Source organism: Nonomuraea sp. NPDC049714 (genome assembly GCF_044465295.1).
GTDB lineage: Bacteria > Actinomycetota > Actinomycetes > Streptosporangiales > Streptosporangiaceae > Nonomuraea.
In genome coordinates this window covers 380,486-406,015 of sequence record NZ_JBITLM010000003.1, presented here as the reverse complement: position 1 = coordinate 406,015, position 25,530 = coordinate 380,486, and the positions used below count along the sequence as shown (strand labels likewise).

The 25,530-nt window shown below is 70.3% G+C and carries 20 protein-coding genes and 1 tRNA gene; 7 read left to right on the top strand and 14 right to left on the bottom strand.

What is annotated here, in order from left to right; genetic code table 11:
* The first annotated feature begins 13 nt into the window (after positions 1 to 13).
* From ACIBQX_RS15150 to lat, 3 genes are all read left to right on the top strand, one after another.
* A complete protein-coding gene (locus ACIBQX_RS15150) occupies positions 14 to 658 on the top strand; it encodes a hemolysin III family protein (RefSeq protein WP_397004621.1) in 645 nt (214 codons plus the stop codon).
* 171 nt (positions 659 to 829) lie between these two features.
* Positions 830 to 1,372, top strand: coding sequence for an HdeD family acid-resistance protein (locus tag ACIBQX_RS15145; RefSeq protein ID WP_397004619.1), 543 nt, complete (start codon positions 830 to 832; stop codon positions 1,370 to 1,372).
* 66 nt (positions 1,373 to 1,438) lie between these two features.
* Entirely contained in the window at positions 1,439 to 2,719 is a 1,281-nt protein-coding gene (lat, locus tag ACIBQX_RS15140) for an L-lysine 6-transaminase (protein ID WP_397004617.1), read from the top strand.
* 57 nt (positions 2,720 to 2,776) lie between these two features.
* Here the strand turns inward: lat and ACIBQX_RS15135 are convergent, their stop codons facing one another.
* From ACIBQX_RS15135 to ACIBQX_RS15100, 8 genes are all read right to left on the bottom strand, one after another.
* Complete coding sequence (locus tag ACIBQX_RS15135) at positions 2,777 to 2,962, bottom strand: LuxR C-terminal-related transcriptional regulator (RefSeq protein ID WP_397004615.1); 186 nt, start codon at positions 2,960 to 2,962, stop codon at positions 2,777 to 2,779.
* Positions 2,963 to 3,156: 194 nt separating this feature from the next.
* Positions 3,157 to 3,232, bottom strand: a tRNA-His gene (locus tag ACIBQX_RS15130).
* Between the two features lie 66 nt (positions 3,233 to 3,298).
* Complete coding sequence (gene orn / locus ACIBQX_RS15125) at positions 3,299 to 3,892, bottom strand: oligoribonuclease (protein ID WP_189136750.1); 594 nt, start codon at positions 3,890 to 3,892, stop codon at positions 3,299 to 3,301.
* A gap of 70 nt (positions 3,893 to 3,962) precedes the next feature.
* Positions 3,963 to 5,048: a DUF2510 domain-containing protein gene (locus tag ACIBQX_RS15120; RefSeq protein WP_397004613.1), complete on the bottom strand. Its 1,086-nt coding sequence runs from the start codon at positions 5,046 to 5,048 to the stop codon at positions 3,963 to 3,965.
* Positions 5,049 to 5,095: 47 nt separating this feature from the next.
* Complete coding sequence (locus ACIBQX_RS15115) at positions 5,096 to 6,610, bottom strand: hypothetical protein (protein WP_397004611.1); 1,515 nt, start codon at positions 6,608 to 6,610, stop codon at positions 5,096 to 5,098.
* A 20-nt stretch (positions 6,611 to 6,630) separates the two neighbouring features.
* Entirely contained in the window at positions 6,631 to 8,355 is a 1,725-nt protein-coding gene (locus tag ACIBQX_RS15110) for a serine/threonine-protein kinase (RefSeq protein WP_397004609.1), read from the bottom strand.
* A gap of 112 nt (positions 8,356 to 8,467) precedes the next feature.
* The gene (locus ACIBQX_RS15105) at positions 8,468 to 10,999 is read right to left on the bottom strand and encodes a protein kinase (RefSeq protein ID WP_397004607.1); all 2,532 of its coding nucleotides are present in this window, start codon (positions 10,997 to 10,999) and stop codon (positions 8,468 to 8,470) included.
* Positions 11,000 to 11,086: 87 nt separating this feature from the next.
* Positions 11,087 to 11,770 carry a pyridoxamine 5'-phosphate oxidase family protein gene (locus ACIBQX_RS15100; protein WP_397004605.1) on the bottom strand — a complete coding sequence of 228 codons (684 nt, stop codon included), beginning with the start codon at positions 11,768 to 11,770 and terminating at the stop codon, positions 11,087 to 11,089.
* A gap of 72 nt (positions 11,771 to 11,842) precedes the next feature.
* Between ACIBQX_RS15100 and ACIBQX_RS15095 the strand changes: the two genes are divergently transcribed.
* A complete protein-coding gene (locus ACIBQX_RS15095; RefSeq protein ID WP_397004603.1) occupies positions 11,843 to 13,225 on the top strand; it encodes a PLP-dependent aminotransferase family protein in 1,383 nt (460 codons plus the stop codon).
* 6 nt (positions 13,226 to 13,231) lie between these two features.
* Here ACIBQX_RS15095 and ACIBQX_RS15090 read toward each other — a convergent pair whose 3' ends face one another.
* Together ACIBQX_RS15090 and ACIBQX_RS15085 are read right to left on the bottom strand one after the other, a co-directional pair.
* The gene (locus tag ACIBQX_RS15090) at positions 13,232 to 14,353 is read right to left on the bottom strand and encodes a DegT/DnrJ/EryC1/StrS family aminotransferase (RefSeq protein WP_397004601.1); all 1,122 of its coding nucleotides are present in this window, start codon (positions 14,351 to 14,353) and stop codon (positions 13,232 to 13,234) included.
* Positions 14,350 to 15,432: a GNAT family N-acetyltransferase gene (locus ACIBQX_RS15085; protein ID WP_397004599.1), complete on the bottom strand. Its 1,083-nt coding sequence runs from the start codon at positions 15,430 to 15,432 to the stop codon at positions 14,350 to 14,352. The genes ACIBQX_RS15090 and ACIBQX_RS15085 overlap by 4 nt, the downstream gene beginning before the upstream one ends.
* Before the next feature lie 165 nt (positions 15,433 to 15,597).
* Between ACIBQX_RS15085 and ACIBQX_RS15080 the strand changes: the two genes are divergently transcribed.
* The 3 genes from ACIBQX_RS15080 (at position 15,598) to ACIBQX_RS15070 (ending at position 18,905) form a co-directional block, all read left to right on the top strand.
* The gene (locus tag ACIBQX_RS15080) at positions 15,598 to 16,629 is read left to right on the top strand and encodes a phosphotransferase family protein (RefSeq protein WP_397004597.1); all 1,032 of its coding nucleotides are present in this window, start codon (positions 15,598 to 15,600) and stop codon (positions 16,627 to 16,629) included.
* Positions 16,630 to 16,660: 31 nt separating this feature from the next.
* Complete coding sequence (locus tag ACIBQX_RS15075; RefSeq protein ID WP_397004595.1) at positions 16,661 to 17,410, top strand: SDR family oxidoreductase; 750 nt, start codon at positions 16,661 to 16,663, stop codon at positions 17,408 to 17,410.
* Positions 17,411 to 17,615: 205 nt separating this feature from the next.
* A complete protein-coding gene (locus tag ACIBQX_RS15070; protein WP_397004593.1) occupies positions 17,616 to 18,905 on the top strand; it encodes a xylan 1,4-beta-xylosidase in 1,290 nt (429 codons plus the stop codon).
* A gap of 115 nt (positions 18,906 to 19,020) precedes the next feature.
* Here the strand turns inward: ACIBQX_RS15070 and ACIBQX_RS15065 are convergent, their stop codons facing one another.
* The 4 genes from ACIBQX_RS15065 to ACIBQX_RS15050 form a co-directional block, all read right to left on the bottom strand.
* A complete protein-coding gene (locus ACIBQX_RS15065) occupies positions 19,021 to 22,374 on the bottom strand; it encodes a hypothetical protein (protein ID WP_397004591.1) in 3,354 nt (1,117 codons plus the stop codon).
* A gap of 89 nt (positions 22,375 to 22,463) precedes the next feature.
* The gene (locus tag ACIBQX_RS15060) at positions 22,464 to 23,783 is read right to left on the bottom strand and encodes a lipopolysaccharide biosynthesis protein (RefSeq protein ID WP_397004589.1); all 1,320 of its coding nucleotides are present in this window, start codon (positions 23,781 to 23,783) and stop codon (positions 22,464 to 22,466) included.
* On the bottom strand, positions 23,776 to 24,579 hold the full coding sequence (locus ACIBQX_RS15055) for a polysaccharide deacetylase family protein (protein WP_397004587.1): 804 nt from the start codon (positions 24,577 to 24,579) through the stop codon (positions 23,776 to 23,778). The genes ACIBQX_RS15060 and ACIBQX_RS15055 overlap by 8 nt, the downstream gene beginning before the upstream one ends.
* Complete coding sequence (locus tag ACIBQX_RS15050; protein ID WP_397004585.1) at positions 24,576 to 25,517, bottom strand: glycosyltransferase family 2 protein; 942 nt, start codon at positions 25,515 to 25,517, stop codon at positions 24,576 to 24,578. Before ACIBQX_RS15050 ends, ACIBQX_RS15055 begins: the two co-directional genes overlap by 4 nt.
* Between the last annotated feature and the right edge of the window lie 13 nt (positions 25,518 to 25,530).

Below are 25,530 nucleotides of genomic sequence, written 5' to 3'. Positions count from 1 at the left end.
TACCGTAGGTTAAATGACGACGATCACCGTTAAGCCCAGGCTGCGGGGGTGGTTGCACGCGGGGGCGCTGCCCGTGACGCTGATCGCGGGGTTCACGCTCGTGGCCCTCGGGCCGACCCTGCAGGCCCGGCTCGCCTCCGCCATCTACGCGATCACTTCCGCGCTGCTCTTCGGCATCTCGGCCACCTACCACCGCAGCACGCTCGGCCCCCGACTGGCCGAGGTGCTGCGCCGCCTCGACCACGCCAACATCTATCTGATCATCGCGGGCACCTACACGCCGTTCGCGCTGCTCGCGCTCGACGGGATCCCCAGGGTCGCCGTGCTCACCGTGACCTGGGGCGGAGCGCTGGCCGGCGTGCTGTTCAGGGTGTTGTGGATGGGCGCGCCGCGCTGGCTCTACACGGTCCTGTACCTGGCGCTCGGCTGGACCGCCGTCTTCGTGATGCCGCAACTCCTGCAGGGTGCGGGCATGGTCGCCGTGGTGCTGGTCGCCGTCGGCGGCGTCTTCTACAGCGCGGGCGCGATCGTGTACGGGCTGCGCCGCCCGGACCCGTCGCCGCGCTGGTTCGGCTACCACGAGGTCTTCCACGCCTTCACCCTCGCCGCCTACCTGGTCCAGTACATCGCGGTGTCGATCGTCGTCTACTCCCAGTGACGCGGTTCCGACCACGTGCGCGCGTCACGCAGTTCGACCGCGTCCATCCCCGGCCACACGGTTTGACCGCGTCCATCCCCAGTCACGCAGTTTGACCGCGTCCATCCCCAGCCACACAGTTTTGACCTTGTCAGGGGTTGGGCGGGTGCTCGGCGCGGACAACAGTCGGGAATGGAGCAACTCGCGCGCACCTGGTGGTTGGTGCTCATCCGCGGCATCGCGGCGATCATCTTCGGGATCCTGGCGCTGATCTGGCCAGGCATCACACTGCTGGTGCTGGTGATCTTCTTCGGCGCCTACGCGATCGTGGACGGGGTCTTCTCGATCTTCTCGGCGTTCCGGCATGGGGCGCGGTCGCGGGCCTGGCTCATCATCTCCGGAATTGTCGGGATCCTGGCGGGCCTGGTGGCATTCATCTGGCCGGGGATCACGTCCCTGGCGCTGCTGTACGTCATCGCCTTCTGGGCGATCTTCACCGGGGTGGCCGAGATCATGGACGGCATCCGGCTCCGCAAGGTGATCGACAACGAGTGGACGCTCATCCTGGCCGGCGCCCTGTCGGTGATCTTCGGCATCCTCCTGCTGATCTGGCCGGGGGCGGGGATGCTCAGCCTGGTCTGGCTGATCGCGATCTTCGCCATCCTGTACGGCATCGCGCTGGTCGCGCTGTCGTTCCGGGTGAAGAAGATGGTGCCAAAGAGCCAATATCCGTAAATTTTGTGGATATGTCGAGGTTGAGGAGGGGAATGTATTGAATGTCCGGCCATACGTGGAGGAGACATGGACGTACACGCCCGCCTTGCCCGCCACCTGCTCGTCGACGGTTACCGCCTGGTGCTGGATCTGGAGCTGAGCCAGGGGCCCTGGCTCGTCGACGCCCGCGACGGCCGCCGATATCTGGACTTCTATACCTTCTTCGCCTCGGCTCCCCTCGGCGTGAACCCGTCCTTCGACCCGGACTTCACCCGGCTCCTCGGCCAGGTGGCGCGGAACAAGCCCGCCAACTCCGACATCTACACCGAGCATCTGGCCGACTTCGTCGACACCTTCACCCGGGTGCTCGGTGACCCCGCCCTGCCGCACCTGTTCTTCGTCGAGGGTGGCGCCCTGGCCGTCGAGAACGCCCTGAAGGCCGCCTTCGACTACAAGAGCCGCCGCAACGAGGCCGAAGGCAGATCGCCCGCTCTCGGCACCCGCGTCCTGCACCTCACCAAGGCCTTCCACGGCCGCAGCGGCTACACGATGAGCCTGACCAACACCGACCCGGTCAAGACCGAGCGGTACCCCGTCTTCGACTGGCCGCGCATCGATGTGCCGGCCATCCACCACGGCGACGTCGAGGCGGCCGAGGAACGAGCGCTCGCCCAGGCTCGCGCCGCGTTCGAGCGGTATCCGTACGACATCGCCTGTTTCATCGCCGAGCCCATCCAGGGCGAGGGTGGCGACAACCACATGCGCGCGGAGTTCCTGCAGGCCATGCAGGGCCTCTGTCACGAGCACGACGCGCTGTTCGTCCTGGACGAGGTCCAGACGGGCGGCGGCACGACCGGCACCCCCTGGGCCTACCAGCAGCTCGGCCTGTCGCCCGACATCGTGGCCTTCGCCAAGAAGGTCCAGGTGGGCGGCATCATGGCGGGCGGCCGCCTGGACCAGGTGTCCGACAACGTCTTCCGGCAGAGCGGCCGGATCAACTCCACCTGGGGCGGCGGCCTGGTGGACATGGTGCGCAGCAGGGGCCTGCTGGAGATCGTCGAACGGGACGGCCTGATCCCGCGCGCCGGCACGCTGGGCGCTCTCATCCTCGAACGGCTCACCAAGCTCGAAGCCGAGCATCCGGCCACCGTCGCCAACGTCCGCGGCCGGGGCCTCATGTGCGCCTTCGACCTGCCCGGCACCGCAGAGCGCGACGCCCTGGTCACCCAGCTGAGGGAGGAGGCGGGCGTCCTGGTGCTGCCGTGCGGCCCGCGCTCCATCCGGCTGCGCCCGGCCCTGAACATCTCCGAGCACGACCTCGACCACGGCCTCGCGGCCCTGTCGACGTCCCTGGAACAGCGCTCGTAGCCCTGACAGGACGTCTCCGGCGCCGGGCCGGCCGGGAGGGGCCGGGGGGCGTACCGGCTATTCGGAGGAGCGAGACAGCCACAGGCCGATGGCCGTGACCCGCGAGTCCACGCCGAGCTTGGCGTAGATGCGGTTGACGTGGTTCTTCACCGTCTTCTCGCTGAGGAACAGTCGCTGCGCGATCTGGCCGTTGGACTGACCGGTGGCGATCAGATCCATGACCTCGGCCTCGCGCTTGCTCAAGGACGTGAACACGCTGTCAAACGCTGCATCGTCGACTCTCATCCGGCCTCCGGAACGAAGACGGTCAGATCGCCGAGGCCCCCGCGCTTCCGGCGTTAGCGGTAGACAGCGAGCATAACTCGCATTGTCATGTTTTGGGGACAATGTTGGAAAAAACGGCAACGGCCGGTCCCGAAGGACCGGCCGTTACGCCTTGGGGTGAGTGAAGGGACTTGAACCCTCGACATCCAGGACCACAACCTGGCGCTCTACCGCCTGAGCTACACCCACCATGAGCCACCCGCATGAGCGGCACAGGAAAAGTGTAGCGGTCTTCGGGACCCTTTACGCCACTGATTAACCCGTGACACGCTCGGCGAGCGTCCGGGCGGTCGCCGAGTCGGGCCCCGGCTGACCCACGAACACGGCCGCGCGGTAGTAGCGCAGCTCCCGGATGCTCTCGGTGATGTCCGCCAGTGCCCGGTGGCCGCCCTGCTTCTCCGGCGCGGCGAAGTAGACGCGGGGATACCAGCGGCGCACCAGCTCCTTGATCGACGAGACGTCGATCATGCGGTAGTGCAGGTAGCCGTCGACCGCCGGCATGTCCCTGGACAGGAACGTGCGGTCGGTGCCGATGGAGTTGCCGCAGAGCGGCGCCTTCTTCGGCTCCGGAACGTGGCGGCGGATGTAGTCGAGCACCAGGGACTCCGCCTCCGCCAGCGTCACGCCGCCCGCCAGCTCGGGCAGCAGCGCGGAGGCGGTGTGCATCTCGCGGACCACCTGCGACATCTGCTCCAGGGACTCCGGCGGCGGCTTGATGACCACGTCGACGCCCTCGTCCAGCTGGTTGAGCTCGCTGTCGGTGACGACGCACGCCACCTCGACGAGCGCGTCGCGCCCGAGATCGAGCCCCGTCATCTCGCAGTCGATCCAGACCAGCACGTCACTCATTCGTTCTCCTCGCCGCAGCGGCTCGGAGCGATCCGCCCGCTTGCTTGTCCCACCAGCCTAGTGCCACCGGTCAGGCGGGCTTCAGCGAGCTCAGAACGTCGCTGACGACGTCGGTGCCGAGATTGTCCGGGACGGACATGTAGACCAGGGCCGGTCGTTGGCCCTCCCCCCGGTCCATCAGCACGATCGCGCCGTTCTCCTTCTTCCACTTGTAGTCGTTCTTCTCCGACTCCTCGGTGAAGTCGAGCTCGAACTGGAGCACCCAGGCGTCCCGGTCGCCGATCTTCATGGCCTTGTCAGCGATGATCTTGTTCTTGTGCGGGAGGCCGTAGTACCTGGCGTTGAAGTCCAGGAAGATGGTCTTGGCCGTGGCGCTCAGCCCGGACGTCCCGGCGTAGGGATAGCTCTCGCTCAGCGTCCCGGTGTAGACGTTGCCGATCCAGCTGGCATTCTTGCCGTCGTAGTTGTCGTGCGAGGTCTTCTGGACGCCACTCGTCCATTGCTGGCTTCGCGGGTCGCTGCCGTTGATCGGGGTCTTCGGCACCTCCCAGCCCTCGGGCACCTCGAACGAGACCTCCGCCTTCGGGTCGGTGACCCGACCTGACTCCGGCGCGGGGAGCTCGGCCGAGGCTGTGGGCGGCTCGGCGGACGGCGTCGGCTCAGGCGTCGACTCAGGAGTCTGCTCCGGTGTCTCCTCCAGGCTCTGCGAGGGCGACTCGGAGGGCATCCCGACCGGGGCGGAGCTGTTGTTGACCACGAAGACGCCGGCCACCACGATCAACGCGATCACGACCACCGCCGCCAGCCCGCCGAACACCCACGGCAGAGGATTGCTCTGCTTACGCGGCGGGCCGTAGCCGGCGCCGGGCAGCGGGGCGCCGCTCCACTGGGTGGGCTGCTGCCGGCCGTGGGGAGGTTGCGGTGACTGGCCGTATGCGAGCGTGGGGTTCGCGGGGGTGGCCGACCAGTCGGGCTGGTGGTTGCCGTAGGGCTGCTGCGGGCCTGAGGCCGGTTGGGGGCCGGCGGGCGGCTGCTGCTGGGGTCCCTGCTGCTCCAAGGGGTGGGTGGCGTCCGTCCACTGGGAGCCGTCCCACCACCTGAGCTGTGGCGAACCGTAGGGGTCGGGGTACCAGCCCGCGGGGGTCTGCGTGGTCATGTCCGTCAGAGTAGTAAGAACCGGTTTGAGATGCATTGTTGCGTGGTTCAACACCGGTAAGTGAAGCTCGCCTTCCCGGTGCGCGCCGGGCCCGGCGACAGCACCCGTAACGTGGCGGTGGCCTTGACGGTGCTCTTGCCCTGCAGCGACCACCTCAGCGGCACACTGTAGGAGGTCTTGTCGGACGTGGTCTCCAGGGTCGCCTTGACCACCTCCTTGTCCAGGTTCTTGCGCCACTCGTAGGTGATCTCGCCGGCTTCGCCGTTGGTGACGATCGTGCCGGTGATGAGCACGGAGCTGTTGCAGCGCTGGGTCTTCTTCGGGGCCTTGACGGCGACGGACGCGACCGCCAGGTCCGGCGAGTCGCCCAGCCTGAGCCAGGCGACGGCCGCGCCGGCCAGGATGACCGCGAGGATGCCCGCGGCCAGGATCGTCCGGCGGCGCCGCGCCTTGGCACGCCTCGCCGTGCCCCGCCCGGGCCCGTCGCGCCCCTCGCGCCAGATCCGTTCGGCCGGTGTCTCGGTGTCGACCCCGGCCCCCACGCCGGGTCCGAAGCGCACCCCGCCCTGGTCGCCGGGACTGGGGTGCGTCGACGCCTGGCTGCCCAGCATCGCCTGCCCCCCGGTGGGCGCCTGCCCGAACCCACCGGCGCCCGAGCCGGGATGCTGACCCCCCGGTCCCGTGCCCATCCCGGCCCCCGCGCCCGCCCCACCTAGGCCAGGGCCTGTGCCTGTGCCCGGGACGCGGAGCAGTGTGACGATGTCGCCCTCGTCGCGGTCCGCCTCCCGGCCGCGACCGGCCGCGTCCTCCGGTCTGGTGTACGCGGCCGGCTGCGCGAACACCGACTGGCCACGGGCCGCCTGGGCCAGCCCGTGCCGGCTGAGCACGCCACCGGGCAGCAGGTCACGCTCGGCCAGCAGCATGCTCCTGGCCGCCGCGAGCCCCCGGGTGGTCGCCGTCACGGCGGCCCGCTCGAAGAGGTCGGCGGCCCTGGGAGCGTCGCGCGCGCACGAGGCGGCCAGTCCGCGGGCCAGCGCGGCCCATCCGGACGCGTCGCGTTCGGGCGTGGACAGCCGGCCATGGATGGCGTCCGACAGGCCGCGCTCCGACAGCAGCGCGCCGCCCTCGGCCGTGATCACCACGGTGCCGGGATGCACCGAGCCGTGCGTGACCCCCGCCGCGTGCAGCGCGACGAGGGTGTGGGCCGTCTCGGCGAGCACGGACGCCGCGCCGCTCGCGTCGACCGACCCGGTGGCCAGCAGGCCGGTCAGGGTCGGGGTGACGGCCTGCGCGGTCAGCAGCCACACCTGCGGCCCGGCCGCCACCACGTCCGCGACCGGGATGAGGCCGGGCAGCCCGCCCAGGGCCAGCCCGCGGTCGGTCAGCACGGCCGACACGACCCGGTCGCGCACGCCCGGCGTGTCGATGATGCGGGCGTCGAACAGCAGCGCTCCCGCCCGGCGGCCATCGGGCGAGATCGCGTCGATCCAGTTGCCCACCTCGGTGATCCAGGTGTGCTCGGTCAACTGGAATCCGGCGATGCCGTTTCTCGGATTGGTCATCGACGATGCCCCCGGCCCGTTCAGCGCTTCGTGCGGTGCCGTCCCGCCATGCGACGTTTCACCGCCAGTGTGACCGGAACCGCGCCGGACGTCATCAGGCCGAGCGCGAGCAGCGCGGCCGGGGCCACGACCGCGGACTCCCGTACCCGCTTGATCTCGGGAACCCGCCGGATCTCGGGAACGTTCGCCGAGCGCGGGGTGACCGGGTTCCCGTCGGAGTCGGTAGGTGTGTCGCGGGGAGTGGAGCCCCCGCTGGACGAGGTGGTGGGCGTACCGGGACTCGTGGTCGGGATCTCGGACCGGGTGGGCCGGGTGTCGGGGGTGCGAACCGGCGATCGGGTCGGCTGCGGGGTCCGGGTGACCATCGGCACGCCGTCGTCGTCGTTCCGGGGCTTGCTGTTCAGCACCGGGTCCGAGGGCCCGGTGGCGGTGGGGGCGGGCGTCTTCACCCGCGTGCGGGTGGGTCTGGCCGCCGGGGTCTTCACCTTGGGGCTCCTGATGGGAGTCTTGGTGGTGGTCGGGTTCACGACGGGCGGGGCGACGCTCGCGGTCTCCGTCGGCTCCGCAGGGGTCGCCTCGGGTGTCGGTTCCTCCTCGGGCTCGGACTCGACGGGTGGCTCGGTCTCGGTCGGCTCCGCACCGGGTGGCTCGGTCTCGGGCGGGAGCGCGCTCGGCGTCACCTGCGAGGTCTGCGCCCGCAGCACGGGCTCCTCGTCGAGGGTGTTCACCAGCACGACCCCGATCGCGATCACCACACCGGCGCACGCCGTGCTGATCACGACCTTCGCCGGGAACCTGCCCATCACCTTGGCCGGCTCGCTGAAGCGGGTCTCCGCCAGGGTGGTCCCCACCTCGGCGGGAGCCTCGGGCGCGTTCGGGAACATCAGGAGCAGCAGACCGGCCAGGCCGGCCAGCCGTCGCCTGCCGCGCTCCTCCCAGCCGGGCCCGTACGCGTCGGCCGCGATGGCCTCCAGCTCGGTGAGGAACGCCTCGGCGGACGGTGGGCGCTCGATCGAGTGCTTGGCCAGGCCCCGCTCGAGCAGTCCTTGCAGCGGGCCGGGCACCTCTTCGACCGGCGGCGGCGCGCTCTGGTGCTGCCGCGCGAGCGCGGCGAGGTTGGGGGCCCGATAGGGGCGGGCGCCGGTCAGGCACTCGAAGAACACCACGGTGGCGGCGTAGACATCGGTGGCGGGCGAGGCCGGGTGGCCGGCCCACTGCTCCGGCGCCATGTACGGCGGGGTGCCGGCAGCGCTCGTGCCCTCTCCGGCCATGACCGCGATGCCGAAGTCGACGAGCTTGCTCTCACCGTCGCCCTGGACGATCACGTTCTCCGGCTTGAAGTCGCGGTGCACGACTCCCATCGCGTGAGCGGCCGCAAGACCCTGCAGCGAGCCCTTGAGAACCGTCAGCGCGGCCTCGGGACCCGTCGGGCCCTGCGACCTGACCAACTCGCGTAACGAGACGCCGTTGACCAGCTCCATGATGATGGCCGCGCCGTAGCCCGTCTCGACGTAGTCGATCAGGCGGGCGTTGTGCGGGCTGCGCATGGTGCCGAGCAGCCTGGCCTCGTGCCGGAAACGCGCCACGAAGCCCACGTCGGCCCTGAGCTCGTCGGACAGGTATTTGATGGCGACCTCGGCGCCGTCGTGGTCCCGCCGGGCCAGGGCCACTCTGCCGGTCGCTCCGCTGCCGAGCTCGCGAACCTCGGTGTATCCGGGAACCCCCCACTGACTATCCCCGTACATACGGTCTCCTCCTGGAGTCCTCTGGGCCCCCGCCCTATACAGAAGGAGCGTAGTTTATCCAGCCGCTACAGACCTATGACAGGTAATATCCCGATAAGTAAGAAAGGGCAGGTCAGTTAATGGTTTCGCCCGTATCCGAACTCTCTGGCCGAGGGCTCTTCGTGGGTTCCTCGGGCTGTGGGCAGGCCGGGGTCCTGCCGCCCGCCGAGTCGCCTCCGTTGCCCGCTGCGGGCCGGGTGCCGGCCCGCACCCGCCAGGACGCCCCGCACGGCACCTCGCCGTAGGCGTGGCTCACGGTCGTGAGGTATGAAGTCTCGCCGGACAGGGTGACCGCCTTGGCGCCGACGGTCCTGCCGTCCAGGGTGAAAACCACGTTCACCCGTACCGGTCGTGTGTTGCCGGTGGTCACCGCGATCGACGCGCTGGCGGTGTTCCCGTCCAGCACGGCGCGTGAGATCGACACCCGCTTCACCTCAGCCGGGCAGGTGACCTCCGCGCGGCCGGTCGCCGCGCGCCCGCCCGCGCGCACCCGCACCGTGACGACGGCACCGCACGGACGGGACCTGAAGGTGTGCGTGAAGGACTGGCTGTACGAGGTCCGCCCGGACAGGGTCGCGTCCCGTGTCCCGACCTGATCCCGGTTGACCGCGAACGCGGCCGTCACGGGCACCGCCGCGGTGCCGCTGGTCGTCATGGTGACCTGGGCGCGGGCGACGCCGGACGCGGCGTCCATCCGGAGGCCGACGCGCAGCCCGGTCACCCGCGTCGGGCACTCGGGCACGCTGACCGTGGACGAACTCGCCCCGCCGGCGGCCGCCGGGGTGGTGCTGACGGTGAAGGTGACCCGCTCGCCGCACGGCGGCTCCCGCAGGACGTGCCGCAGGGAGCCGGTGTAGGAGGTGGCGCCGCTGAGCCGTACCCGCTCGTTGTGGACTGTCTCGCCGCCCACCCGCCAGGCGGCGTTCAGGACGATCGGCGCGGTGCCGGTGGCGCCGACGGTGTACGTCCCACCGGCCACGGCGCGGTCCACCGTGAAGCGGTCCACGGTGAGCCGCGACACAGCGGTGACGGGCCGCGTGGTCACCGGCGGCGTGGTGACGGGTGGTGTGGTGACGGGTGGTGTGGTGACGGGTGGTGTGGTGACGGGTGGTGTGGTGACAGGCGGTGTGGTGACCCGCGGGGTGGTGGCAGGCGTGGTGACGGGTGGTGTCGTGACCGGTGGGGTGGTGACTCGTGGCGTGGTCGCAGGCGGTGTGGTGACCCGCGGGGTGGTCGGGGTGCCGGTGGGCGGGGCCGAGTTCGGCGGTGTGCTGCGGGTGGACGTCGCAGTGGGGGGCGACGTCGGGGTCGAGGGGGGCGTCGAGGCGGGTGGGGGGCCGGTGGTCGTCGTGGGGGAGAGGGAGTCGGAGGCGGGCGGCTGGCCGAGGGACGGACTGTCGGTGATCAGTTGCTGCGGGCCGACCTGCGGGACGGCCGCCGGGGTCTCGGCCGTCGTCCGGCTCGGCGCGGTGGAGGGCGGCGACGACAGCCCGGCCGGCGGCCTCGACTCCGAGGGCGCGGCCGCCACCGGGTTGAACGGCGTGGGCCGGTCCCGGTTGGCCATCACGATGATCACCGTCGCGGCCACCAGGGCGGCGAGTGTGGTGCCCATCGCCAGCTTGACCGCGCCGCCGCGCACCCCGCGTGTGGTGCCCTTCGCCGCCTTGACCGCGCCGCCGCGCCCGCTCCGGAATACCGTCTGTGCCAGTGACGTGGTGACCTGCGCGGGCGGCGGGGTCTGCGGCACCGGTAAGAGCAGGCCGAGCAGCACCACCAGCGCGGCCAGCCGGCGCCTGCCGCGCTCCTCCCAGTCCTCGCCGTAGGCGGCCCTGGCGGTCGCCTCCAGCTTGGCCAGGAACGCCTCCGCGCTGGCGGGGCGGGCCGCCGGGTCCTTGGCCATGCCGTGCAGGATGAGCTCGCGCACCGGCTCGGGCGCGTCGTGGGCGGGCACCGGGACGTGTACGTGCTGGTAGCCGAGGACGGTCGGCTCGGTCGAACGGTAGGGCCGGTGCCCGGTCAGGCACTCGAAGAACACGGCCGTGGCGGCGTAGACGTCGGTGGCGGCCGTAGAGGGCTGCCCGGACCACAGCTCGGGCGCCATGTACGGGGGCGTCCCCTCGGGCTGGGAGATCGTCCCCTCCCGTACGGCGATGCCGAAGTCCACCAGTTTGCTCGCGCCGTCCTCGCGGACGATCACGTTCTCGGGCTTGTAGTCCCGGTGCACCAGCCCCAGGGAGTGGGCCTTGGCCAGGCCGAGCAGCGAGCCCTTGAGCACGACCAGCGCCGCCTCCGGCCCGGTGGTGCCGTTCTCGCGCAGCAGGGCGCGCAGGGAGACGCCGTTGACCAGCTCCATCACGATGGCGGCACCGTGCTGGTCCTGGATGTACTCCCACAGCGTGGCGACGTTCGGGTCGCGCAGCGTGGTCAGCAGCCGGGCCTCGGACCGGAACCGTGCCAGGGCCACCGGATCGCGCCGCCACCTCTGCGAGAGGTACTTGATCGCGACCTTGATGCCCGTCTCGTCGTGCACCGCCAGCACGACCCGGCCGCTGACACCGGCCCCGATCTGCTTGACTTCCGTGTAACCAGGAGCTTCCCACTCCATTTGGCTCTCCCATCAGAAGTCGGCCCACCTGATGAGACGTTCGATCCGGGGGCCGGGTTTGCCTGGCGGCCCGTGTTTATGGAACTACTACCGGCTTGATATGTGAACAGGTATACCGATTTCTTTGGGAAGCACCGGGTCTGGCTGTGGTTCGCCCCATTTGGTGTCAATGGGCAACACTCCCGCCCATACGGGCAGCGCGTAGTCGGCCTCGTCGTCAATCGGCGCGCCCCGGCGGATCTTGACCGACGCCTCCTCCAGGGACAGCGCGAGCACGGCGGTCGCGGCGAGCTCCTTGGCCGTGGGCGGCCTGGCGTAGTCCCACTGGCCGGGGGCGAGCTGCTCGGTCAGGGCTCGCAGGCCCGCCATCCGCTCCTCCTCGTCCGTCACCGGCCGGGCCCGGCCGTAGATCATCGCCGAGCGGTAGTTGACCGAGTGGTTGAAGACCGAACGGGCCAGCACGATGCCGTCGACGTGCGTGACCGTGACGCACACGTCACTGCCGGAGCCGCCCGAGCCGCCGGAGCCGCCGGAGCCGCCCGAGCCGCCGGAGCCGGCGGCGCGCAGGGACCGGGCGCCGGTCGAGCCGTGCAGGTAGAGGGTGTCGCCGATCCGGCCGTAGCCGGTGGGGATCACCATCGGGTGGCCGTCGACCACCACGCCCAGATGGCAGATCAGGCCGGCGTCGAGCACGTCGTACAGATCGTTCCGGTCAGCGCTGCCCCGGTTCTTCTCGCGGCCGAGGCGGGTCCGGGCGGTAGTGGAGAGCATGCGTACGACCGTAACGAGAAAGTGGACCTATCCTGGAGAGCCACTATCGGACACTTTCCGGAGACCACTTCCGTGCGTTCCCTCGTTGACCTGCCCATCTCCCTGTCCCGGGAGGCGGCCGTCCCGCTCACCACGCAGCTCGCCGACTGGCTGCGCGGCGCGATGCTGTCCGGGTCGCTGGCGCCCGGGGAGCGGCTGCCCTCCTCGCGTGGGCTCGCGGACCAGCTCAGCGTGAGCCGGACGGTCGTCACGGAGGCGTACCAGCAACTTTACGCCGAGGGCTGGCTGGAGGGACGGCACGGCTCCGGCACGTTCGTCGCCACGCTGGACTCGCCCCGCCGCTCGGTGCCGGAGACCCCCAGCCCCAGGATGCGGCGTCGGGCCGTGCCGGGCGAGAAGGAGATCAACCTGACGCCGGGCCACCCCTGGGTCCGCGACTACGACCGGGCGGCTTGGAAGCGGGCCTGGCGCAAGGCCGCCGAGCTGCCTCCGGGCGACTACCCCGACCCCTACGGCCTGCCGCACCTCAGAGAGCTGCTCGCCGACCACTTGCGCAGGGCCAGGTCCGTGCCGGTGGGGCCGGAGAACATCCTGGTCACCAGGGGCACCGGCAACGGGCTCGACCTCTGCGCGCTGGCGCTGCTCGGTGCCGGCACCAGGGCGGGCGTGGAGGATCCCGGCTATCACGTGGCCCGCACCGTGTTCGCCGCCAGGGGAGCGGAGGTGGTGCCGTGCCCGGTGGACGAGGACGGGGTGATCGCCGAAGGGCTGCCCGACGACCTGCGCCTGCTCTACACCACGCCGGCGCACCAGTATCCCGTGGGCGGGCGGCTGCCGATCCCGCGCAGGGAGCGGCTGCTCGCCTGGGCCAGGCGCACCGGCGCCATCGTCGTGGAGGACGACTACGACGCCGAGTTCCGCTACGACGTCGCCCCGCTGCCCGCCCTCTACGGCCTCGACCCGGCCCGTGTGGTGCTGCTGGGCACGTTGTCGAAGTCGCTGGCGCCGGACATCGGGGTCGGCTGGCTGGTCGGGGCCCCCGAGCTGCTGGACCGGATCGCCGAGATCAGGCGCGCCGTCTGCGACCGTACGAGCGGCCCGGTGCAGCACGCGGTGGCGACCCTGCTGGAGCGCGGCGACCTCGACCGGCACCTGCGCAGGATGCGTCTGGAGTACGCGCGCCGCCGCGCCGTGGTCGTCGAGGTCCTCGGCGAGGTCTGCCGCCTGCGCGGGGACACGGCGGGGCTGCACGTCCTGGCCGAGCTGGCGCCCGGGACCGGGCCGGACATCGTGGAGCGGGCCGCGGAGCGCGGTGTCCTGCTCGACACGGTCGAACGGCACCACTTCGGCCCCGAGCGGCTGCACGGCCTGGTGATCGGCTACGGCTCGGCGTCGCTCACCGACGTCAGGCGTGGGTGCCGGATCCTCGCCGGGCTGATCGGCGGCGCGGCCTGAGCCGGGTCATCGGACGCGTTCCCAGGCGGGCTCCAGGCTGCGCAGCACCGGCAGCGAGCGGGAGGCGAACAGCGGGTCGACAGGCAGGACGTGCCGCGCCCACCAGCGGGCCGCGGCCGGGTCGTCGGAGGGCTGGGTGAAGGGCTCGGCGTAGTCGTCGTAGGGCGGGTCGTACAGATAGCCCGTCGCCACCCCGTGCCGCTCCAGCTCGGCGATGGCGGCGTCGCGCTCCCGCACCAGCAGCGGGACGCGGAACAGCGGCTGGTCGAGGTGGTCGCGGACGGCCGAGGCGGCCGACGGCAGGGTGGCCAGCCGGGCCACGCCCGCCAGCCTCCGCGAGCGCTCCCTGGCCACCGCCGCCACCCGTCGCGTCTGGTACCACCGGGCCAGGCGGCCCCGCTCGGTGCGGTAGGAGTGCAGGTCGGCCTGGACCCACGGGTCGAAGGGCGGCAGCAGCGGAGCGTGCGGCAGCGCCTTCGACAGGGCCTCGGCCAGCAGCGGGATGCGGTAGCCGTCACGGGGCTCCTGCAGCCCCAGCGCCCGCGCCAGCCGCAGCGCGGGACGGACGAGGTCGAGCCTGAGCGCCGCCTGGCGGGCCATCGAGGTGGCCACACTGAGTAGCTCGGCGCGGAAGGCGCCCGGCTGGAGCAGCTGGTCGCGGGCTCGTTCCAGGGCCTTCAGGTCCGCCGCGTGCTCGACGGCCAGGACCCCGCCCGAGCCGGCGCCGGGATGCTTGGACAGGCTGAAGACCCCGGCCTGACCGAAGGTGCCGAGCGGCCGGCCGTCGACGCTCGTCTCCATGGCGTGCGCCACGTCCTCGATGAGGATCTTGCCGGTGAACGCCGACACCTGGTCCGGCAGGCCGTACAGATTGGTGGTCAGGACCGCGTCGACCGTGGAGAGGTCCACCTGGGCGGCGTCGATGTTGCCGTCACGCGCCGACAGCGGCGCGATCACCGGGCGCAGGCCCGCCGCCAGCACGAGGAAGAGGATCTCGTCGGCCGAGATGGGCGACATGAGGAGCCGCTGGCCGGGCGTGCACCAGTGGCGCAGCGCCAGGTAGAGGCCCAGGCGGTTGGAGGGCAGCAGTAAGCAGTGCCTGCCGGTGCGCTCCGCGATCAGTCTCACAGGGGCAGGACGGCACGCAACCGTCCGTACGTTTTCAGCGCCTTGTCGGCGGTCCGGTGCAGCAGGGGGTTGGCCAGCACCGTGGCGCGGGCCTTGCGGGCGGGCACCCGGAGCATCCAGTGGACGCCTGCCGACGCGCTGCGCCGGGCGATGCGGCCCTCGGTCACCATGAGCTCGCCGTTCTTGAGCTTCTCTTTGTACTCCTTGTGGCCGCGGCCCATGTCGACCACCAGGATGCCGGACTCGGCGGCCTTCTCGGCCATGGCCAGGTGCTGGATGAGGCCGGGGGAGTATTTGGCGAAGGCGGTGTCGTAGGCGGGGAACCAGCCGGCCAGGGTGGTGCGGGTGCGGATGCCGAAGTGTCCGGCCACCGGCGTGCCGTCGACGTAGACCATGTCGAGGACACCGGCGAAGCTGTCGGTGCGGGTGTCGAGCAGGCGCTCGACCAGCTCGACGATCCACTGGTGGGCGAAGCGGTCGGTGCGGCCGGTGCGCCGGTACTGGTCGGTCTTCCAGGACAGCAGTGTGCGCAGCGGCGCCAGGTCGGGGGTCGCGTAGTCGTGCCGGACCTCGCCGATGTCGCGCTGGAGCTTGCGCGACTTGGCCAGCGTGCTCTTGTAGGTCTTGCCGGAGTGCTCGCGCAGGAACTCGGTGTACGGACCGTAGCCGTCGCGCAGATTGATGACCGGCGACGGGTAGGCGTCGGCCATGGCACCCTGCACCGGCTGGCCCGTGACCAGATGGTCGTACTCGTAGACGGCGAGCCCGCACAGCTTGAGCAGCCGCTGCGGATGGATGTCGGCGTCCTTGACGTGGATCATGCCCTGCGCGTCGGTCAGGCCGGCGGCCACCGGTCTGCCGATGCCCAGCGGATGACGCTCAAAGGGGAAAAATCCCACAATGTCGGGTCCGTCATAGACGACCGCCACCCATACCATGTCGCGGAGTTCGCCGACCGTGATCGTGAACTCGGGAGACAGGAACGGGTTGTCGAAAGCTGGGTCGGCTTCCTGAAGCGCGCGCCAGCGGCCTACTTCGGATGCTCCCAACTCGCTGGGGCGAACGAGTGTGACGTGCATGGGCTCCTACTGTCGACATGCCTTACTCGGAACTCGGATCAGCATGCGGGCAGACATGTTCGACCAGCTTAGAGGATATGCGCCCGTGGTAGGCCGGTCATGATTCGGAACGTTATCCAACTCCCAGGTGGCATTCAGGACCGAATAACGTTCTAATAGTGATCCATGACCGTACCAGGGATTGACCGGACCCGGCTCTTCGGATGGCTGGGCCGGCACGTGCCCGACGCCGGTGAGCCCCTGTCGGTGTCGCTGATCTCCGGTGGCAGGTCGAACCTGACCTACCTGATCGAGATGGGCGAGCGGCGTGTGGTGCTGCGCCGCCCGCCGCTCGGGCACGTCCTGCCGACCGCGCACGACATGCGGCGCGAGTGGCGGGTCATCTCGGCGCTCGCCCCGACCCCGGTGCCCGTCCCGGAGCCGATCGCGTTCTGCGCCGACGAGGACGTCATCGGAGCGCCGTTCTACCTGATGGGCCACGTCGAGGGCGAGGCCGTACGCAGCAGGCAGCAGCTCGGCGAGCCCGCGCCCGCGCGGACCCGGCGGCTGTCGGAGCGGCTGGCCGAGATCCTGGCCGCCATCCACGCCGTCGACTACCGCGAGGTCGGCCTGGCCGACTTCGGCCGGCCCGAGGGCTACCTGACCCGTCAGCTCGAACGCTGGAACCAGCAGTGGGAGCGGTCGAGGACCGACGACCTGCCCGAGTACGACAGGCTCCGCACCCGGCTGCGCGAGCGCCTGCCGTCCGGCTCGGCCGGCACGCTGCTGCACGGCGACTACCGGCTCGACAACACTCTCGTACGGCTCGGTCCGGCGGAGCTGGAGATCATGGCCGTGGTGGACTGGGAGATGTCCACGCTCGGCGACCCGCTGGCCGACCTCGGGCTCACGCTGACCTACTGGCAGGACCGCGGCGACGAGGAGCGCGCCCGGATCCCGGTGGCCGGGGACGTGACGGTCGCGCCCGGCTTCATGAACGCCGCCGAGTTCGCCGCCCACTACGGCAAGGTGTCCGGCCGCGACATCTCCGACCTCGGCTTCTACACGGCCTTCGGCAACTTCAAGCTCGCGGTCATCGTGCAGGGTATCCACGCCCGCTTCCGGCAGGGTAAGACCGTGGGTGAGGGCTTCGAGCAGATCGGGGCCGCCGTGCCCACTCTGATCACCCGCGCCCACCGCATGCTCGACGAGTCGTGATCCCCATCATGTCCGACCCCTGAGGAGCGTCATGAGCACTGTTGCACTGATCACCGGAGCGGCGAGCGGCATCGGGGCCGCCGTGGCCAGGCGGTTGTCGACGGGCGGGGCCACCTGCGTCCTGGTCGACCTCGACGGCGAAGGCGCCGAACGGCTGGCCAAGGAGGTCGGCGGCGCGTGGCTGGCCGCCGACGTCAGCACCGAGGAGGCCTCGCTGCGCGCCGTCGAGCTGGCCCGGGAGAAGTACGGCCGGCTGGACCTGGTGCACCTCAACGCCGGCATCACCAGCGGTGTGGACCTGGCGGCCTTCGACGCCGCCGCCTACCGCAAGGCGGTCGGGGTGAACGTGGACGGCGTGGTCTTCGGCGTCGCCGCGAGCCTGCCGCTGCTCAAGCGCTCGGGCGGCGGCGCGATCGTCGTCACGGCGTCGCTGGCCGGGCTCGTCGGCTACGACGGCGACCCGATCTACACCTTGACCAAGCACGCCGTCGTCGGCCTGGTCAGAGGCCTGGCCAACCCGCTGGCGAAGGAGAACATCAGGATCGACGCCGTCTGCCCCGGCTTCACCGACACCCCACTGGTGGCCGAGGCCAGGGAGTTGTTCACCAGCGCCGGATTCCCGCTGCTGGACGCCGACGACGTGGCCGCCGCCGTGGAGTCCGCCTTCTACTCGGAGGAGACGGGCACCCTGCTCATCGTGCAGCCGGGCAGGCAGCCGGTGCCGTACCGTTATGCGGGGGTCCCCGGTCCTGCGACGGGCCAGCGCCCGCCATCTTCCTGACCGGTCGCAAGTGGCGCTCAAGTAGTGCCTATACGGTTATATGGGCCGGGCGATCTCGCCCGGCCTTTTGAACGTCGCGTGAGGGGTGGATTCCGTGATTCCGACGGACGGCCGACATGCCCGCAGGCGGTCGCCTTGGCCGATCGCCGTAGGGGCCGGTGTCCTCGCCGTCCTGCTCGTGGCGGGCATCATGTTGTACGCGAGCATGAGATCTGCGTCCAGGCCCGAGTCCAGCGGCGAGTTCAGCGGCGGCGAGGTGGCCAAGCCCGCGCCCAGCGAGCCCGCGCCCAGCCTGGAGCCGCCGCCCCCGGTCGACGACTGGCCCCGCTGGGGTGTCACGCACACCCAGTACAGCGCTGACAACGCCGCCGAGCAGGTACGGGAGGCCGCCGAGGGGATCCTCGGCCGGGTGCCGATGCTGCAGAACCAGCACATCATGGGCTGGGGCGCCGGCAACCCCGAGCCCAGCCAGGGCCAGTACAACTTCCGTGACCTCAACCGGCGGCTGGAGTTCATGGCGTCGTCGCGGGCGCTGCCGATCATCACGCTGTGCTGCGCGCCCGACTGGATGAAGGGCGGCAGGGCGGGCTACACCGACTGGAGCAAGAACCACACGGTCGCCCCCGACCCGGAGCACTTCGACGACTACGCCAAGCTCGCGGTCAAGGTCGCCAAGCAGTACCCGACGGTCAAGCACTACATGGTGTGGAACGAGTTCAAGGGCTTCTGGAACCCGACCACCAACCGCTGGGACGCCGAAGGCTACACAGAGCTCTACAACAAGGTCTACGACGCGCTGAAGAAGGTGGACCCGGAGATCCAGGTCGGCGGCCCGTACGTGCCCATCGACAGCTACCAGAGCGGCCCGCCCTCCGAGCTGTCCGGCACCTACGGCACGATCGACCAGCGGACCCTCGACGCGATCGAGTACTGGATCGAGCACAAGAAGGGCGCCGACTTCATCGTGGTCGACGGCGCGACCCTGACGAAGGACAAGGGCAACATCCCCGACGACTTCGCCGCCACGGCCAAGTTCAGCGCCATCACCGCCTGGCTCAAGGAGAAGAGCGGCAACATGCCGGTCTGGTGGGCCGAGTGGTATGTCGAGCCGGAGAGCTCGGGCTGGACCGAGGACAAGCGCATGGCCGTGCAGGCCGCCACGCTCATGGAGTTCGCCAGGACCGGGGTGACCACGGCCCTCTACTGGAGCCCCCAGACCAAGAACCCTGGCCCCTGCGCCGGCTGCCTGTGGGACGGCGGAAGCGGCGCCGAGCTGCCGATGGCGGGGCTGCTGAGCGGCTTCACCAAGTGGTTCCCCGCCGGCGTGCCGATCGAGCAGGTCGAGGTCTCCGACCAGCGGGTCAAGGTGCTTGCGCAGGCCCGCCAGATGGTCATGGTCAACACCACCGACGCCGCCCTGACCGCCACGGTCGACGGCAAGCAGGTGACGCTCAAACCGTACGAAATCCAGTGGAGCGGCCGGAGCGCGACCTGACGGCCTCCTCTGGACAGCCCGACGGCCTCCTTGGACGGCCTGACGGCCCTCTCTGGACGGCGAAGGTCCCCTGTCACGGATTGACAGGGGACCTTCGCCGTACGATCGGGACGGTTCAGGCGCCCGCGGCGATGTAGACGAACCGCTCGGCGATCACTCCGACGGCCACCACGAAGGCCGGGATGCCGATGAACAGCAGCCACCTGCGGGCCCGCGGCGCCCGCTTCGCCCCGTTGAGCCGGATGACCTCGTAACCGAACAGGGTCACCCACATCACGATCAGCGCCACGATGCCGACCGGCGTCCACGGCGAGCTCGGGTCGCCGGGCGTCTGGTACGGCTGCGGATCCGGAGTCTCCGTCCCTCTGACGAACGACCCCCAGGTGTAGAGGGCCGCGTCCTCGTTGCCGTAGACCTTCTTCAGCTGAGGCGTGGCGTCCAGCGCGGCCCGGAACTTCTCCCCCCAGCCCTCCGGGAAGTTCTCGTTGAGCTGCAGGAAGTTGACCTGTCCCCGGTTCACGACCAGATAGGTGTTGCGCGGGCTCTCCGGTCCGGGCTTCAGCCGCTCCACCACGTCCTTGACGATCGTCGGGTCCTTGTGCACCAGCGCCTGCCCGGCGAAGTTGACCAGCTCGATGTCCCTCTCGCCCCACGGCAGCGTCGGTGTGACCTCCGGGCCCAGCTGCGACGTCAGGTAGACCACCCGGGCGCTCGGCTTGTCGTGCTCGTACACGTAGTGCATGGCGGCGACCTCGCCGGCGGTCACCCGCTCGAACTTCTCGTTGCCGTAGCGGGCGACGAGGAAGGCCATCGAGAACGCCACCGCGAAGCAGGCCGCCAGCACGAGCGACACCTTCTTGGTCAGCTCCGGGTTGAAGCGCACGTTCCGCTTGCGGATCGGAACGGTCTCCTCCCGCACGTCGGTGCTGTCCGCCGGCAGGTTCGGGAAGAACGCGAACGCCGCCAGCAAACAGGCTCCGGGCAGCGCGAACATGTAGATCCGCAGCCCGATCTCGCCGCCGTAACTCTGCAGCCCCAGCGCCAGCACCGGTACGCAGAGCAGGATCAGCGCGGCCCGGTCGAACACCCCGCGCCGCATCCGCCGGAACAGGCCCACCGCCGCCAGCGTGAGAATCACCATGAGGATGCCGAGCCGCGCCTGCAGCACCAGCGCGTGCAGCGGGTCCGTCCCCTCGATGCGGTCACCGGTGTTGGTCTGCAGGTTCGTCAGGATCTTGCCCAAACCGCCGAAGATGGCCTCGATCTGGCCCGCCCAGAAGCCGACGGCCTGATAGCTGATCCAGGTCAGCACCACCATGCCCAGGGAGAACGGCAGCGCCCACGTCAGCGAGGTCCGCTTCACGATCAGGAACGCGGTCATCACCCCGAGCATCATGAACGGGGTGATCTGGTGCGAGGCCGTCGCCGCGACGAACAGGGCGACCATCAACATCAGCATGAGCAGCTTGTCGGCGCGGTACATGCCGGTGTTGGCCAGCTCGCCCGGCGTCATCGCGTCCAGCCGGCCCAGCAGCCTGCGCAGCCCCTTCGGCGCGATGGGCTTCTTTCGCGGCTCCACCCGCCCGAACCATCGCAACAGGATCGCCACGAACGCCAGATAGAGGGCGAAGGTGAAGCCCTGCGACGAGAAGTAGTCCTGGCCGATCCACTGCACCAGCACGAACAGCAACGCCGCGAACCAGCGCGCCCGCGTGGTGGCCACCACCTGACGCAGGATCAGCACGAACGGCAGTAGATAGAGCAGGTTGGACAGCAGCGGCGTCCAGTTCAGGATCGGCGTCAGGTCGGTGATCCCCGCCGCCTTCGTCACGAACGCGAACAGTGCGAAGAAGCCGGGCCAGCCCATCCGGGCGTCGATGTTGATCGCCGTCTCGCCGGTCCTGCCGATGAACTCCACGAAACCGGCGTGGATGTACGCGGTCGGGAACCGGGGCTCCTCGGCCACCAGCGCACCGGCGCCGTGCAACGCGAAGGTGATCGCGGCGATCTGGAACAGCAGCAGGAACTTGCGGTCCGTGCTCTGCGCGACCGTGACGAAGAACGACACCAGCATGATCAGGATCGCGACGAACGCGCTCGTGGGCAGGGCCGCGATCAGGCCCAGGCCGTTGATGTCGGCCGGATCGACCCCGCGCAGCGGCCCCGGGCTGACCTTGAGGGCCAGCACGTACATGACCAGGCCTTCCAGCACCAGCACCAGCGGCAGCCACTTGGGCGCACTGGCGATCAGCGCCGTGACCTTCCCCATGAACCCCACCGCCGGCGCCTGCGCCCGCGCGGCGGGCTCCCGCACCTGCGTACGCCCACCGGCCGCCGACCCGGCCCCACCAGGCACGGACGGCATCGCGTCCGCCCCGATCGGCCCGATCGGCCCTGCCGGCTGCACGCCCGGTCCGATCGGCGGCGTCTGCGGCCCGGCCGGCATCGTGCCCGGCTCGGTGGGCTTCGTCCCGGGGGACGCCGGAGCCGTACCGAGGCCCGCAGGGTCGGTGTCGGCCGCGGGTGACTCAGCGCCGGACGACTTCGACGACGCGCCGTCGACCTCAGAAGCAGCGCCCAGAGAGCCGCCCGCACGCGCCGGAGGGGAATCCTCGCCACGCGGCGAAACTCCCGCCGCCGAGCCCGCCGAGCCCGCCGAGCCCGAGCCCGCCGAGCCCGCCGAGCCCGCCGAGGCGCTCTTGGGCAACGTGTCGGTCTTGGTGTCGCCCGTGGCGCTCTTTGGTGGTGCGCCGGTCTTGGTGTCGCCTGTGGTGCTTCGCAGTGCCGTGGTGGCCTCAGGGTCGTCGCCTGAGGCGCTCTGCGGGGTCATGTCAGGCTTTCGGGGGCCTTGCTGGCCTGCGCCGGGCTTCGGGGCTTCTGCGGCGCTTGGGGAAGCTGGGGCCGGTGATGACGGGGGAGCGTGGGGCCTGGCGCCGGCCTTGGGGGCCGGGCCGCTTGAGGGCTTCGGCGGCACGTCGGTGTCATCGGTGGCATCCGCCGTGGGAGCGTCCTGGTCCGCCTCGCCCGGGGATGCGACCGGGGTGGGCTGGATGGCGGTCACTTCCTCGGCGTCACCACCCGCAACGCCGTCACCGGGCGTGGCCTGCTTGCGGGCGGGCCGCTTGCCGGTGTCCGGGCGGGGGAGGGCGGGCCGGGTCTCCTTGGCCTGCTCGTCGGCGGGGGCGGGCCTGGCCGCCCCCTCCTCCGCCTCCTCCTCCGCCTCTTCGAGCGTCGGCGGACCGCCGATGCGCACGGCCGCGGACTCGGGGATGCGAAAGGTCATGGTGGCACTGGAGTCCGCCCCGGCTTCGGCCTTCGAGCCGTTCTCGGGCTCAGGCTCGGGCTCAGGCTCGGGCTCAGGCTCGGGCGAGTCAGGCGGCGTCTTGGTGGGGCCCGACGGTGGGGCCTCCTTGGCGGATTCGAGATCCAGCCGGGGGATGATCCCCGTCGCTTCCGGATCGAATGGCACCTCTGACTCCTCTCCCGCGTCCCCCCGTACGCCGGAAGAGCCGGTCCCCGCTGTCATACCATCGCCGTCCCGTTGCCTCACGTTGACCATCATGCGGCCCCGGGCGACCCCTGAGCGACTTCCGTTCGCGTAGTTTCGCCATATTTGAGAATTTTACGTAGCTTTCCGAAGATCAAAAGTGCCACCACGGTCTCGCTGAGCAGCATTCCGTATCCCACCGCGTTCACGTTCGTGAACGGGAAAAGGACCAAGATAGACGCCAGCACGAGCGACGCCAGCCCGATCTGGACCAGCGCGAGCGTGTTCGCCCGGCTCTGCGCCCGGAGCGCGCTCAGGTAGACCTCGATGAGCACCCGTGGCAGCACGGCGAGCGCCATGAGCCGCAGCAGCATGGTCCCCTCGTCGGCGAACTTCGACCCGAAGATCTGCAGGATGAGCGGCGCGCCGATGATCACCACCACGACGATCGGCACGATGATCAGCATCGCCCGCCGCAGCGCGTGGCGGCAGTTGGCGGCCAGCCGGGACCGGTCGAAGGAGCCCTCGACGGTCAGCGACACGGCCATGTTGATCGCCAGCACCTCGATCATGCAGCCCAGCGTGTGGGCCATCGAGAAGCGCCCGAAGGTGGCCTCGCCCACCTGTGTGGCGACGACCACGGGCACCAGGTAGACGATCGCCAGCACCGACAGGGCGCCCGGGAAGTCGCCTGCCAGGAACCTGCCGACCTCGCGCAGCCCGGGAGGGTTCTGCCCGATGTCGGTGGTCTGCCTGACGTGCCGGGGCACCACGACGCCGAAGATCAGCCAGTTGATCGGGATCAGCGCGACGGCCGTGGGAACGATCCAAGAGACGAAGATCCCGCCGTTGGGCAGCGCGCCGGCCAGGGCCACCAGCAGCCCCATCTTGACCAGGCCGAACACCACGCTGTTGAGCGGCACCCAGGTCGCCTGGCGCAGCCCGGTCAGCGCCACGTCCTGGAGGGTGAAGACGGCCCAGACCGCCACCGCGGCGAGGAAGAACAGGCCGGGCCCCCACCCCGCCAGCACGGAGTACGTCTCACCCCACAGCGGCAGGGTCAGCAAGAAGCCGACGGCCGCGGTCACACCGGTGGCGGCGGCTATGCCGTACCCCCGCAGGATGAGCTCCGGGGTGCGGCGGCCCGCCACCGGCAGGAAGCGCGCCAGCGCGCCCACCAGCCCCAGCGCGGTCAGCGACGCGAACAGCCGCATCAGCACGATCACCGCCTGCCCGCGGCCGAACTCCTCCTCGGAGAAGTAGTGCGCGGCGAGCAGCCAGTAGCCCATGCCGAGAACAGCGGTGATGCCGGTGTTGGCCATCAACGCGTAGCCGTTCCTGAACAGTGGATTGCGGAGGTCGCGGAGCAGTTTCTGCCAGAGGCTAGACATTTCCGCGGACCCGTTGCAGTCCGTACCGTGTTCGCCGGACGACCGCGTACCCCTTGGTCAGGATGCGCTCGCGCAGATAGATGAGGGGCACACCGGTGCCTTCGACCGCGCGCCTGAACATGGCGGTGGTGGTGTGCGTGGAGATCGTCAGCCGCGGGATGGCGAGCATGTCGTGCTTGTCGGCGGCGATCGAGTTGGCCACGGCGCAGGCGGCGAAGTAGCCGGCCTTGCGCACCTCACGCCGGACACGGGCGCTGCTGTAGCCGAAGGGGTAGGCCATGGTGGCGACCGGTGCGCCGATCTTGTCCTCCAGCAGGGCCTTGTTGCGGCGCAGCTCCTGGCGGAGCTCCTCGCTGGGGAGCTGGTCGAGCTGCGGGTGGCTGTGGCTGTGGCCGCCGATCTCGATGCCGGCCCCGGCGGCCTCGCGGGCCTGGGTCCAGGACAGCATGTCGTCCAGCGGCCGGCCCGCCGCGTCCTTGCCCGCGTCGGACACCCAGCCGCTGGTCAGGAAGACCGTGGCGGGGAAGGCGTAGCGCTCCAGCAGCGGCAGCGCCTGGCTGTGGAAGTCGGCGTAGCCGTCGTCGAAGGTCAGCACGATGGGCTTGTCGGGCAGGACCCGGCCGTTGTTGTTGTTGAACGAGGCCACCAGATCGCCCAGGGTCAGCGGGGTGAAGCCGCTCTCCTTCAGGTAGGCGAGCTGCTCGGCCAGGTCGGACGGCCGTACCGAATGGGGTTTGGTCTCCTCGTTGGGCTTGTCGTTGACCGAGTGGTACATCAGGATCGGCACCCGGATCATGACCGCACCACTTTCAGTCGTACCGAACCCACGAGATACCCCCAGGCCGTCCAGGCCAGCCCCACCACGATCGCGCCGGCCCTGCCGAGCCCGCCCACGTCGCCCTTGAGCGCCTCGCCGGCACCGCGCAGCGCGCCGAGCGGCAGCGTCTTGAGCGCGTGCGCCCGCTCGCTGGACAGCCCGTCCTGGGTGCCGACCTCCTGCGTGACCAGGGCCTTCGACAGCCCCTCCGCGTAGCAGCGGGAGCGGAAGTAACCGAACGTCTCCCGCTGCCCGGACACCTTGTGCCCGATGAGCGCCCGTGGCTCGAACAGCATGACCGAGCCGGGCCTGCGCTGGCTCAGCCTGATGCAGAACTCCGTCTCCTCGCAGCCCAGCGGCCTGCTCTTACGGCCCTGCACGCTGCGGCCGATGCCGCTGTGGAACCCGCCCACCTCGGACACCACCTCGCGCAGGAAGGCCGCGTTGCCTCCCATGACGTTGCGGATCGGCGCCCGCACCTCGGGCATGCCCCGGTAGGTGCAGCCGACCGTCCAGTCGAACTCGTACGGGAACCAGCGCGGCCTGCGCTTCGACGCCCAGATCGGCTCGGTGCGACCGCCCACTCCGACGACACCGGGATCCTGGAAGCCCTCCTCCAAAGCCTCCAGCCACCCAGCGTCGGCGACCGCGTCGTCGTCGAGGAACGCGACGATGTCACCGGTGGCCGTGGCCACGCCGGTGTTCTTGCCGCCGGACAGCCCCTGCTCGTGCGTGTTCTCCACGACGATCACGTCGGGATACTCACGCTTGAGCTTCAGGTGCAGGTCCGGATTGTGGTCGACCACCAGGATCAGCTCGTACGGCCGGCGCGTTTGGCGCTCGACCGACTCCACGGCTTGCCTGATGTCCTCCCACCGGTCCTCGGTGTAGACGCAGATGACAACAGACGTGTTCACAACGATTCCTTCG

Coding starts and splice junctions, on each gene's coding strand:
- ACIBQX_RS15150 (WP_397004621.1), top strand. CDS start 14: ATGACGACGATCACCGTTAAGCCCAGGCTGCGGGGGTGGTTGCACGCG.
- ACIBQX_RS15145 (WP_397004619.1), top strand. CDS start 830: ATGGAGCAACTCGCGCGCACCTGGTGGTTGGTGCTCATCCGCGGCATC.
- lat (WP_397004617.1), top strand. CDS start 1,439: ATGGACGTACACGCCCGCCTTGCCCGCCACCTGCTCGTCGACGGTTAC.
- orn (WP_189136750.1), bottom strand. CDS start 3,892: ATGAGTGACGTGCTGGTCTGGATCGACTGCGAGATGACGGGGCTCGAT.
- ACIBQX_RS15120 (WP_397004613.1), bottom strand. CDS start 5,048: ATGACCACGCAGACCCCCGCGGGCTGGTACCCCGACCCCTACGGTTCG.
- ACIBQX_RS15115 (WP_397004611.1), bottom strand. CDS start 6,610: ATGACCAATCCGAGAAACGGCATCGCCGGATTCCAGTTGACCGAGCAC.
- ACIBQX_RS15110 (WP_397004609.1), bottom strand. CDS start 8,355: ATGTACGGGGATAGTCAGTGGGGGGTTCCCGGATACACCGAGGTTCGC.
- ACIBQX_RS15105 (WP_397004607.1), bottom strand. CDS start 10,999: ATGGAGTGGGAAGCTCCTGGTTACACGGAAGTCAAGCAGATCGGGGCC.
- ACIBQX_RS15100 (WP_397004605.1), bottom strand. CDS start 11,770: ATGCTCTCCACTACCGCCCGGACCCGCCTCGGCCGCGAGAAGAACCGG.
- ACIBQX_RS15085 (WP_397004599.1), bottom strand. CDS start 15,432: ATGCACGTCACACTCGTTCGCCCCAGCGAGTTGGGAGCATCCGAAGTA.
- ACIBQX_RS15080 (WP_397004597.1), top strand. CDS start 15,598: ATGACCGTACCAGGGATTGACCGGACCCGGCTCTTCGGATGGCTGGGC.
- ACIBQX_RS15075 (WP_397004595.1), top strand. CDS start 16,661: ATGAGCACTGTTGCACTGATCACCGGAGCGGCGAGCGGCATCGGGGCC.
- ACIBQX_RS15070 (WP_397004593.1), top strand. CDS start 17,616: ATGAGATCTGCGTCCAGGCCCGAGTCCAGCGGCGAGTTCAGCGGCGGC.
- ACIBQX_RS15060 (WP_397004589.1), bottom strand. CDS start 23,783: ATGTCTAGCCTCTGGCAGAAACTGCTCCGCGACCTCCGCAATCCACTG.
- ACIBQX_RS15055 (WP_397004587.1), bottom strand. CDS start 24,579: ATGATCCGGGTGCCGATCCTGATGTACCACTCGGTCAACGACAAGCCC.